Below are 12189 nucleotides of genomic sequence, written 5' to 3' on the forward strand. Positions count from 1 at the left end.
GAATTTTTTAGTAAATTTTTATGATGATGTTATCTCTGTAGAAAGAGTTTTAAAATCACGTTTTATAAAAATTTTTAAAGGATGTTTTTTGATTACTCTCAATAAAGCTTCAGTAAATTGAAGCTTTATTGATTTCTTTTTTTAATTTGCACGTTCATCTATAGGAACATAGTCACGCATAGCATAGCCTGTGTAGAGTTGTCGAGGACGACCAATTTTTTGTGCAGGGTCTTCAATCATTTCTTTCCATTGTGCCACCCACCCGACACTGCGCGCCAATGCAAAAAGGACAGTAAACATTTCAGTTGGAAAACCTAGAGCTTTTAATGTAATGCCGGAATAGAAATCAACATTGGGATAAAGCTTTTTCTCAATAAAATATTCATCACTTAAGGCAATTCTTTCAAGCTCTATTGCAATATCAAGAAGAGGGTCATCTTGAATGTTGAGTTCTTTTAAAACTTTATGACAGGTTTTTTGCATGATTTTTGCACGTGGATCATAATTTTTATAGACACGGTGCCCAAAGCCCATAAGGCGGAAAGGATCATTTTTATCTTTTGCACGTGCAATAAATTCAGGAATTCTTTTAATAGAACCTATTTCTTGTAGCATTTTTAGGCATGCTTCATTGGCACCACCATGTGCTGGTCCCCAAAGGCATGCAACACCTGCTGCAATACAGGCAAACGGATTAGCACCTGAGGATCCAGCAAGACGTACCGTAGATGTAGAAGCATTTTGTTCATGATCTGCATGAAGGGTAAATATTTGATCCATCGCCCGAGCAAGCACAGGGTTTGTTTTATATTCTTCACAAGGAACAGCAAAACACATATGGAGGAAATTTGCAGCATAACTAAGATCATTACGTGGATAAACAAATGCTTGTCCAATACTGTATTTATAGGCCATAGCAGCAAGCGTTGGAACTTTTGAGATAAGACGAACAGAAGCAATCATTCTCTGGTGAGGATCTGTAATATCAATAGAGTCGTGATAGAACGCAGACATAGCGCCAAGGCAGGCAACCATGACGGCCATAGGATGAGAATCACGACGGAAGCCATGGAAGAAGCGTGCAAATTGTTCGTGGACCATGGTATGCTGCATAATACATCGATCAAATTCATTTTTTTCTTGCTGTGTTGGGAGTTCACCATAAAGTAAAAGATAACAACTTTCGAGAAAGTCTCCTTTTTCAGCCAATTGATCAATAGGATAACCACGATAAAGCAATATGCCTTTATCACCATCGATATAAGTAATTTTTGATTCACAAGAAGCTGTTGAAGTAAAACCAGGATCATAAGTAAAAATATCGGTTTTTTTATAGAGAGAAGCAATTTCAATGACTTCAGGTCCACTCGTGCCTTTACGCAAGGGAAGCTCTACTTTTTTATCATTCACAATAATATATGCGTTATTCTCAGACATTCGGTATTCCTTTCAGATCCTTCACTTCTAAAAATTAAGACTCTGCTTCATCAGAGTGGGGGATGTATAACTGAAGCTTTTCTTACTTATTTAAGGGTAGATTGCCTCTAAAAGTGAGTACATGCAATCTAAAAATATTTCCTTATTGATCATTATTACTCAATAAGAAATGTATTTCAATGATATAACATAAAAAACTCTTTTAGGGCGCGTTGAGATATCTGTATAGATCCTTATTTGAGGAAATATACTCAGTGCACATCATGGGCATATTGTTGTGATAAGTTGGTCCTTGATGCGATGAAGGGATTCATTGCGTCCTAATAAAATAAGAATATCCAAAACACCTGGTGATGTTGCACATCCTGTAAGAGCTGCGCGAAGTGGTTGGGCGATAGATCCAAATTTGAGATTCTGTGTTTGGACAAAAGAGCGAAGTGTTTCATCTAGAGTTTTTGTATCCCAAGAGGGGCACGCTTTCAGAGCAAGATAAAGATCGTTTAAAATGGTTCGTCCATTTTTATCTAAGAGCATTTGAGCTTTTTCATCAAGTTGTAAAGGTCGTTGCGTAAAAATGAAGGAGGCATTGTCAATCAGTTCGCACAGTGTTTTTGAACGTTCTTTCAAATGCGGGATTGCTTTTAAAAATTGAACACGGCGTTTTTCATCAAGTCTTTCAATAATTTGTGCTCCCCTATCGGTTTCTGGTAGAATATTAAGAGCGGCATCAAAAAGTTCTTGATCATTACTCATACGCATATAGTGTCCGTTGATGGAATCGAGCTTTTTGAGATCAAAACGAGCAGCACCTTTGTTAATATCCTCAATATCAAACCAAGAAATCATATCTTTAAGTGACATCAGTTCGTCATCACCATGACTCCAACCTAAACGGACAAGGTAATTGCGCAAAGCAGCAGGAAGATATCCCATTGTTCGGTAGGCATCAACACCGAGCGCACCATGTCGCTTTGATAATTTTGCACCGTTTTCACCATGGATAAGAGGAATATGGGCCATAACAGGAATGTCCCATCCCATTGCTTTAAAGATAATCGTTTGTCGGGCTGCGTTGGTAAGATGATCGTCACCACGTATAATATGTGTGATGCCCATATCATGATCATCAACGACAACAGCATGCATATAGGTAGGCGAACCATCAGAACGCAAAATAATGAAGTCATCGAGATCTTTATTAGGAAAACGGACATCACCTTGAACACGATCATGTACAATCGTTTCTCCATCTTGAGGGGCTTTGATGCGAATAACAGGCTTAACACCTTTAGGAGCTTCAGAACTATCACGGTCACGCCAACGTCCATCATAACGTGGTGGGCGCCCTTCTGAACGGGCTTTTTCACGCATTTCAGCTAACTCCTCAGGTGAAGCATAACAATAATATGCTTTGCCATTCTTGACCAACTGTTCAGCGATTTGGCGGTGACGTTCTGCTCGTTCGAATTGCGAAATAGGGGCGCCATCATAACTAAGACCCATCCAGTGCAAGCCATCTATAATGGCTTTTACAGCTGCTTCGGTTGAACGCTCTCGGTCTGTATCTTCAATTCGTAAAAGCATTTTTCCACCGGTATGTTTTGCATAAAGCCAATTAAAAAGAGCAGTACGAGCACCACCAATGTGAAGGAAGCCAGTGGGTGAAGGGGCAAAACGAGTAATAACAGACACGAATATTTTCCTTTAAACTAAGATATTACTTATGGAATTTTATAGAAAAGTCATGTTAGCATAAGTGATGGGGCATGCAATAGCCGTATTGCGAGTTAAAGTGGGGGACTGATGTTTTATAAAAGTAAAGAGGGTTTATCCGAAAAATCTGTTACAGAAAGAAAAAAGCCATGTCAGATAGGGCAGAGTGTTTTTTCTAGGTATGATGATGCAAAGAACAGTAGCTATAATCAACAAAAACTTTTTTTATTGACACTCTTAAAAGAAGTAATCATTTTTTTTCGCAAATGGTTAGAAGATTGTATTAATAAAGAAGTTTCTTTTGGTATCCTTTTTTCGCTGATTTTAGTCTTTTTTGCCCTAGGAATCATTTTCTATTTTCATTTAGAGTGGGAACCAAGTTGGGGACAATTGGGGGCGTTGGTCAGTATTTTTCTGGGAATATTCTATGTAGCACGTTTTTATCGAAAAATATCGATTCCCGTGGGGTTTCTGTTTTGTATTATATTGGGTGCTTTAGCGGCAAAAATAGAAACGTGGCGTATTGCAACACCCATGCTAAGCAGTGACATTGTCACTACATTGACGGGAAGAATTGTTTCTATTGAGTCAGGTGCCAAAGGAGGATTTCGTTTAGTTTTGGATATTTTGAATACAGAAAATCCCGTATTACGCCATAGTCTTCATCGTGTTCGTTTATCGGCAAGATATTTGCCATCTGGCTTAGCGATTGGTGATGGATTGCATGGAAAAGTTAAGATTCGTGCATTCTCTGGGCCGGTGCGTCCAGGAGGCTACGATTTTAGTTTTCATAATTATTTTAAAAGAATTGGAGCACAAGGCGTTTATTTAGGAAAACCAAGAAAAATATCCGTTTCGCAGCCTGATGGAATATTCGCTATCATTCTACAGAAAATTGAAAATTTACGCACGAAGATGACACAAAGAATCCGTATAGCCCTTGAAGGAGAAAAGGGGAGTGTTGCAGCTGCCCTCATAACAGGGCAGCGTGCTGGTATTTCAAATGAGACAAATGAAGCATTACGTACAGCTGGATTAGCTCATATTTTATCAATATCAGGTTTACATATGGCGTTGTTAAGCGGCATAGTTCTTTTGAGTATCCGTAGTTTTTTAGCATTTTTTCCAGTTTTTTCTTCCTATTATTCCAGTAAAAAATTTGCTGCTATCGTTGCTTTTATGATAACAGCTTTTTATTTGTTATTGTCGGGCTTAGCAATATCAGCGCAAAGAAGTTTTGTGATGATTGCTGTTATGTTGGTTGCTATATTGTGTAATCGCTCTGCTATAACAATGCGTAATTTTTCCATTGCAGGGTTGATAACTCTGGCGATGACACCCCATGAAATATTAGGTCCTAGCTTTCAAATGTCCTTTTCTGCGACTGCTGCTTTGATCGCTTTTTTTGATTGGTGGAGTGGGAGATCATTTTTTCGTAAAAGAAAAACAACTCCCTCTTATGTTGGAGGGGGAGTGATAAATTTTGTTTTCTTATCGATGCTTTCAACATGTGCTTCTTCCTTTGTTGCAGGGAGTGCAAGTGGAATTTATGCTGCTTATCATTTTTCTAATATGGCATCTTTGAGCATTATCAGTAATGCCTTTGCTTTGCCTGTCATCTCAATTTTTGTCATTCCCTTTGGATTAATCGCAGTTCTTGCAATGTTAGGAGGATTCGAATGGCTTCCTCTTCAAATTATGGGTTTTGGAGTTGATCTTGTAATAAAGATTGCACATGCTATCAAGGCTATTTCTCCTGATTTGAATCCTGGTTTTATGCCGTTATCAGCGTTAGTTTTATTGAGCATAGGCTTGGTTGGACTGACTTTTTGCAAAACACCCATCCGGCTCTTTTTTAGTTTGTTTATTTTGGCAGGTGTTTCTATTTGTGTATTGCATTCACCTGTACAACTGATTATAGCAGATAATATGCGCCTCGTGGGCGTTATTCATGATAAAAAATTATATATTGATCGTTACCATATTTCTAAGTTCACGACATCCATATGGAAAAAGTCATTTCGTGTGAATGAAACGATTAAACCAACAAAATATGGTCCTTCGTTACACGGACAATTTATTTGTGATTATCATGTATGTACATCTTTATTGGATAATGGATTAAAAGTGATCGTTTTACAGAGAGAAACAGATCAATGTGTAGAGGCAGATATTCTCATTCAGACATTTGTGATGCATAATCCAACTTGTTACAAGAAGGCAAAAATAGTATTTATACCTCAACAATTGTTATCACGAGGAAGCGTTATGATGACCAAAGGTGGAGATATTATTTGGTCTTCGCTAGGGTTTCATAGACCATGGAATATGCACAGACAGCATTCATAAAAACATATAATCAGTCATATTTTGCTTCACATTTGGATAATGACAAAACAAAAAATAACAGAAGACTTTTCTCATAATATTTTACGGTATTTAAATTGGTAAGTTTATCAACGTTATTGAAATGAGATAATAATCTACAGTTTTCTAGAAATAGATGATTTTTTATATCTGATCATTTTAATTTTTTCAAAAAAATTGATATGTGCATCTTTGTGCATCCTATTGATAGCACAAAATAAATCAAAAATTCTTATTGAATGAGAAAAATGCTAACAAATATTCTCAAAGAAATAAAAAAGATAATTGTTGATTATTCTATTTTATTCTTATCATATATTTCTATAACGAGTAACATCTCTTCAAGCAAGAGATGATGGTCAATTTAAATAGATTGCGTCAAGAGGTTATCTTTTATTATCATTATTATCGGTGGTAATAGGGGTGATAAATGCTGCTTATACGGATAGAAGGCAAAGTCATTCATGAATGTTCAGCAGTTAAAAAAAATGGCAGCTATTAAAGCGCTTGAGTTTGTTGAAGATGGTATGCGGCTTGGTATCGGATCTGGTTCGACAGTCAATGAATTTATTCATCTTCTAGGTGAGCGTGTTGCGGATGGTTTGCGGGTGACTGGTGTTGCTACTTCAAAATATTCTGAACAACTCTGTCATAAGTTTGGAGTGCCTGTTAGCACTTTAGAACAAATACCTGAGCTGGATCTTGATATTGACGGAGCAGATGAAATTGGTCCTGAGATGATGCTCATTAAAGGGGGAGGGGGAGCATTGTTGTATGAAAAAATTGTAGCGTCGGCATCTCGTGCAATGCTTGTCATTGCGGATGAAACAAAGGTGGTAAAAAGACTTGGTGCTTTTGCACTACCAATTGAAGTTAATCCATTTGGTATCCACACAACATGCAGAGCCATTGAAAAAGTCGCTGATGATTTAGGGCTTTCTGGAAAAATTGCATTGCGAATGAATGGAAAAAATCCTTTTGAAACAGATGGTGGCCATTTTATTCTTGATGCATTTTGGGGCTGCATTTTGCAACCAAAACCATTATCGGATGCACTTCTTGCTATTCCTGGTGTTGTTGAGCATGGCCTTTTTTTGGGGTTGGCTTCACGTGCAATTGTCGCTATGGCTGATGGTCAAATAAAAGTTTTAGAACCGTTTGATTTTTAGAAAAGGCATTTACATGATGATATGTTAGCACAGTAAAAAAGGGTCTTAAAGATTTTAGGTAGAATAACGAATTAAAATTATAATTAGCGATCGGGGTAATCATTAAATGAAAATAATATTTTCTTTTCAGCGTTTTGTCGTATATTTTAGTGCAATTGCTATTTTTGTTGTGAATGTTGGCATGGCTTATGCACAAGGTGTGAGTGATCAACATTTAGATTCAGCGCGAAAGGCAATCAGAGCTATTCATGCAACGGATCAATTTGATAGCTTTTTACCAAATGCGGTCCATGATTTCAAAAATGAACTGATTAGCGATGATCCGAATTTGGCAACAGCTATTTCTGATATTGTTGATAAGCAGGCGCTTGCTTTAATTAAAAGGCGCTCTGATCTAGAAAAAGAGATTGCTCACGTATATGCAAAATATTTTACTCAAAAAGAGCTTGATGCGATAACAACATTTTATAATTCTGATACCGGTAAAAAGTTTTTGACAGAAGTCCCCAATATTGCACGTGATTCTTATTCAGCATTTGATATATGGCGTACTGCTCTTATGCGGGATCTTGTAGAAAATGTGAAAAAAGAGATGTCTGAAACACTTAATTTGAATAATTCTACTATGCCTACAAATATGCCTATAAAATCAGAATCTTCAGAAAATAAAAAATAGCTTGATCGATATCATGACAACAATGGGCAATTTCTGATTTTTTTAATAGCGGCGGTTTTTCCGCCGTTTTAAATATTTTAATGAGAATAAGTCTTTTTAGAATACTGCTTTATAAAAAAGGCTTCTTCAAAAGAAAAAAAGACTTTCATTTGATAATAAAAGATCTTAGCCTACTCTTGCAGATGTATAAGAAGGAATAATTCGTGGGCTCTTTTGACTTTGATTTATTTGTTATTGGAAGTGGTTCTGGTGGAGTGCGTGCAGCACGGCTTGCTGGAGGTCTTGGCAAGCGGGTCGCTATAGCAGAGGAATATCGTATAGGGGGCACTTGTGTTATTCGTGGTTGCGTTCCCAAAAAACTTTATGTTTATGCATCACAATATGTAAAAGAATTTAAGAAAAGTGTTGGTTTTGGGTGGGAATATGCGGATCCAATTTTTAGCTGGGAAAAGTTGGTTGCAGCTAAAAATAAAGAAATATCAAGGTTAGAAGGGTTGTATCGTAAGGGATTAGAAAATAACAATGTGCATATTTATGAAAGTCGTGCTACTTTTATAGATGATCACACATTAGAGCTTTCTGCCACGGGTGAGCGGGTAAGTGCAGAAAAAATTTTGATTGCAACAGGGGCAAAACTTGCACCAAATACGTCCATAGAAGGCGGTGAATTTTGCCTTACTTCTAATGAGATTTTTGACCTTAATCAACTCCCAAAATCAATAGTGATTGTTGGTGGAGGGTATATTGGTGTTGAATTTGCTAATATTTTTCATGAATTAGGTGTAAAAACAACACTCCTTCATCGTGGTGATTTAATCCTTCGTAATTTTGATCATGATTTGCGGCAATTGCTCAGCGATGCAATGATTGAAAAAGGGATTTCTATTCTTTATGGCATAACAATTTCTAAAGTGCAGGCTGCAGAAAATTGTTATGAAGTTGTTTTATCAAATGGGAAAATAATCAGAGCCGATCAGATTATGTTGGCTACGGGGCGTGTACCAAATACAACGGGTTTAAGACTTGAGCGGGCAGGTGTTAAGGTGAATGAATTTGGTGCAGTTGTTGTTGATGAGAAAATGACAACAAATATCCCCCATATTTGGGCTGTTGGTGATGTAACAGGTCATATTCAATTAACACCCGTTGCGATTCATGATGCAATGTGTTTTGTTAAGACAGCATTTGAAAATATTCCAACAACACCTGATTATGATTTAATTACAACAGCAGTTTTTTCACAGCCAGAGATTGGAACGGTTGGTCTTTCAGAAGAGGAGGCGGTAAAGCGTTATAAGCGTCTTGAAATTTATCGTACAGTTTTTCGTCCTATGCGTAATGTTCTTTCTGGTAGTTCAGAGAAAATGCTTATGAAACTCATTGTTGATGGTGAAAGCCGTATTGTTGTGGGCGCTCATATTTTAGGGGAAAATGCTGGTGAGATGGCTCAGCTTATAGGGATATCTCTCAAGGGTAAGCTGACGAAGGATATCTTTGATGAGACGATGGCAGTGCATCCAACGATGGCAGAAGAATTGGTAACGATGTATAAACCAAGTTATATATATGAAAATGGGAAGAAAATAGAAAGTTAAACAGCATATATTGCGGTAAAAAGCTTTTGATATGCTAATCTGTAAGATTAATCTTTAGAGAGAGTGTAATGATAAAAGAATGGGCGCCTGACACTTGGAGAACAAGGCCAATTAAACAAGTTCCGACTTATCCGGATAAGTCTATGTTAGAAGATGTTGAGCGAAAACTGAGAAGGTATCCTCCTTTAGTTTTTGCCGGTGAAGCACGTGATTTAAAAAATGAATTAGCAGCCGTTGCGAAAGGCCAAGCTTTTTTATTGCAAGGTGGTGATTGTGCCGAAAGCTTTGCAGAACATGAAGCTGATAATATTCGTGATTTTTTTCGTGTATTTTTGCAAATGGCGATTGTTTTGACCTTTGGTAGTTCTAAACCGGTTGTTAAAATTGGTCGTATTGCTGGTCAATTTGCAAAGCCTCGCTCTTTTGATATTGAAAGAAAAGAGGGAGTTGAATTTCCTGCTTATCGTGGGGATATTATTAATGGCATTGAATTTGAAGCCGGTTCTCGTATTCCAGATCCGCAACGGATGTCTATGGCTTATCGCCAATCTGCGGCAACACTTAATCTATTGCGTGCTTTTTCACAAGGTGGCTATGCTAATTTAGAAAATGTTCACACATGGATGTTGAGTTTTGTTTCTAACAGTCCGCAGGGAGAACGTTATGAATTATTGGCAGAGCGTATTTCTGAAGCAATTGATTTTATGCGTTCTATAGGGATTACATCCAAAACACATTCTTCATTGCGTGAAACATCTTTTTATACCAGTCATGAAGCACTGTTGCTTGGTTATGAAGAGGCTTTGACTCGGATTGATTCAACTTCAGGAAATTGGTATGCAACATCTGGTCATATGCTATGGATTGGTGACCGTACGCGTCAGATTGACCATGCTCACGTTGAATATTGTCGCGGCATTAAGAATCCTATAGGATTAAAATGTGGTCCTTCCATTGAGCCTGATGAGCTTTTAAAATTAATTGATATTTTAAATCCTGAAAACGAGTTGGGGCGGCTTACTCTCATTACGCGCTTTGGTTATGATAAAGTTGAAAGTTATCTGCCTAAACTCATCCGTGCTGTTGAACGCGAGAAGCGTGCGGTTATATGGTCATGTGATCCAATGCATGGCAATACAATTACTGCCAATGGTTATAAGACGCGTCCTTTTGATTATGTTTTAAAAGAAGTAGAGAATTTTTTTGCAGTGCATCGTGGAGAGGGAACTTATCCAGGAGGCATTCATATTGAGATGACAGGTCGTGATGTTACTGAATGTACAGGAGGGGCGCACGCCATTTCTGTGGACGATTTATCTGATCGTTATCATACGCAATGTGATCCACGGTTAAATGCAGATCAAGCGTTAGAATTGGCTTTTCTTGTTGCTGAACTCCTTAAAAAAAATCGCGTGACTGAATCGTTAGCAATTGCTGCTGGGGGGTAGGCAAAAATTTGCCTAATATTTTTAGGTCATTATGGCAGAAAAGAATTTTAAAAAATGATGTTTCCGATGATGAAGAATAAAGTTGTGGTTGCTAAACTGATGAAATGATACAAAGGCTTATGAAAAATGATTTTCGGGTATCAATTGCCCAATTAAATCCTATTGTCGGTGATATTGAGGGGAATTTTTCTTTAGCTGTCATGGCGCATCAAAAGGCCAAAGAAGAGGGGGCTGATCTTGTTTTATTCACGGAACTTTTTATAAGTGCTTATCCGCCGGAAGATCTTGTTCTAAAACCTGCTTTTACAAAAACATGTGAAGAGACTGTTGAGAAATTAGCAAAGATAACCGTAGGCGGACCAGGAATTGTCATTGGTCTTCCATTAAGGCGCAATGGTAATATTTACAACGCTGTCATGGTTCTTGATGAAGGGAGAGTCATTGCCGAATGTTTGAAGTTTGATTTACCTAATTATGCTGAATTTGATGAAAAGCGTTTATTTTCTTCAGGTCCACGTCCTCAGCCTATTGTCTATCATGGAATTAAATTAGGAATAGTCATTTGTGAGGATCTTTGGAATGATTCCTCTCTTAGTACAGAGCTTAAAGATAAAGGAGCGGAAATTATTCTTGTCCTTAACGGATCTCCTTATTATCGTAATAAAACATTAAAACGTATAGACGTTGTTCATACACAGGCTCTACAATCTGGAGTGCCAATTATCTACGCTAATCAAGTAGGTGGTCAAGATGAGCTCGTTTTTGATGGTGGGTCTTTTGCCTTGAATGGACAAGGCAAAAAGATATTTCAAATGAAACACTTTGATAGCCATATTGCTTTAAGCCATTGGCAAAAAACAACGACGGGATGGCACTGTATTTCAGGTCCTAATGAAAGTCTTCTCAATGGATTAGCGGCTGATTATCAAGCTTGTGTTTTGGGGTTGAAAGATTACGTTAATAAAAACGGCTTTAAGGATGTTATTCTTGGTCTTTCAGGAGGAATTGATTCAGCCCTGTGTACGGCAATGGCGGTGGATGCTCTTGGTGCTGAGAGGGTTCGCACCATTATGATGCCCTATCATTATACTTCGCAAGAATCATTAAAAGATGCCAAAGAATGTGCTGATCTTTTGGGATGTCGTTATGAAATCATACCGATTGCACAACCTGTTGAGGCTTTTTTAAAGACAATGGCACCTGTTTTTTCAGGGTTACCCTCTGACGTCACAGAGGAAAATCTTCAAAGTCGTATACGCGGTACACTTTTAATGGCGCTTTCAAATAAATTCGGCTCAATGGTGGTAACGACAGGCAATAAGTCAGAAATGGCTGTGGGATATGCAACACTGTATGGGGATATGAATGGCGGGTTTAATCCTCTTAAAGATATTTATAAAATGCAGGTTTATGCATTAGCGGAGTGGCGCAATAAAAATCACTTGCACAATTTGAGAGGACCAGAAGGAATGATCATTCCATCCAATATTATAGAAAAAGCACCCTCTGCAGAGCTGCGGGAAAATCAAAAAGATGAAGATTCTCTTCCGCCTTATCCTATTTTAGATGATATATTACAATATCTTGTAGAAAATGACATGAGTATTTGTGATATTGTTAAACGTGGACATTCACGAGAAACTGTTGCGAAAGTTGAACAGCTTCTTTATGGTGCCGAATATAAAAGGCGTCAATCTGCGCCTGGTGTAAAAATCAGTTACAAAAATTTCGGACGCGATCGTCGCTATCCTATAGTCAATCATTTTCGCGATAAAAATTGAGTA

At 37.7% G+C, this 12189-nt stretch carries 8 protein-coding genes; 6 read left to right on the forward strand and 2 right to left on the reverse strand.

Features of this window, described 5'->3' with window-relative positions:
* Window positions 1-141: 141 nt before the first annotated feature.
* Both gltA and gltX read right to left on the reverse strand, forming a co-directional pair.
* Window positions 142-1437 carry a citrate synthase gene (gene gltA / locus ACFINK_RS06060; RefSeq protein WP_375612136.1) on the reverse strand — a complete coding sequence of 432 codons (1296 nt, stop codon included), beginning with the start codon at window positions 1435-1437 and terminating at the stop codon, window positions 142-144.
* 261 nt (window positions 1438-1698) lie between these two features.
* On the reverse strand, window positions 1699-3129 hold the full coding sequence (gene gltX, locus ACFINK_RS06065) for a glutamate--tRNA ligase (RefSeq protein ID WP_375613476.1): 1431 nt from the start codon (window positions 3127-3129) through the stop codon (window positions 1699-1701).
* Between the two features lie 111 nt (window positions 3130-3240).
* Between gltX and ACFINK_RS06070 the strand changes: the two genes are divergently transcribed.
* The 6 genes from ACFINK_RS06070 to ACFINK_RS06095 all read left to right on the forward strand — a co-directional run bounded on the left by ACFINK_RS06070 (window position 3241) and on the right by ACFINK_RS06095 (window position 12186).
* Window positions 3241-5499 carry a ComEC/Rec2 family competence protein gene (locus ACFINK_RS06070; protein WP_375638424.1) on the forward strand — a complete coding sequence of 753 codons (2259 nt, stop codon included), beginning with the start codon at window positions 3241-3243 and terminating at the stop codon, window positions 5497-5499.
* A gap of 482 nt (window positions 5500-5981) precedes the next feature.
* On the forward strand, window positions 5982-6686 hold the full coding sequence (rpiA, locus tag ACFINK_RS06075; RefSeq protein WP_375613478.1) for a ribose-5-phosphate isomerase RpiA: 705 nt from the start codon (window positions 5982-5984) through the stop codon (window positions 6684-6686).
* A 106-nt stretch (window positions 6687-6792) separates the two neighbouring features.
* Window positions 6793-7362, forward strand: coding sequence for a DUF2059 domain-containing protein (locus tag ACFINK_RS06080; RefSeq protein ID WP_375612140.1), 570 nt, complete (start codon window positions 6793-6795; stop codon window positions 7360-7362).
* Window positions 7363-7565: 203 nt separating this feature from the next.
* The gene (gor, locus tag ACFINK_RS06085; protein WP_375620794.1) at window positions 7566-8957 is read left to right on the forward strand and encodes a glutathione-disulfide reductase; all 1392 of its coding nucleotides are present in this window, start codon (window positions 7566-7568) and stop codon (window positions 8955-8957) included.
* Between the two features lie 68 nt (window positions 8958-9025).
* Window positions 9026-10405 carry a class II 3-deoxy-7-phosphoheptulonate synthase gene (locus ACFINK_RS06090; RefSeq protein WP_375620795.1) on the forward strand — a complete coding sequence of 460 codons (1380 nt, stop codon included), beginning with the start codon at window positions 9026-9028 and terminating at the stop codon, window positions 10403-10405.
* A 119-nt stretch (window positions 10406-10524) separates the two neighbouring features.
* Window positions 10525-12186 (forward strand): NAD+ synthase, encoded by a 1662-nt coding sequence (locus tag ACFINK_RS06095; RefSeq protein ID WP_375638425.1) that lies wholly within the window; start codon window positions 10525-10527, stop codon window positions 12184-12186.
* Window positions 12187-12189: the final 3 nt, after the last annotated feature.

It is taken from the genome of Bartonella sp. AA16NXGY, assembly GCF_042197325.1.
Classification (GTDB): domain Bacteria; phylum Pseudomonadota; class Alphaproteobacteria; order Rhizobiales; family Rhizobiaceae; genus Bartonella.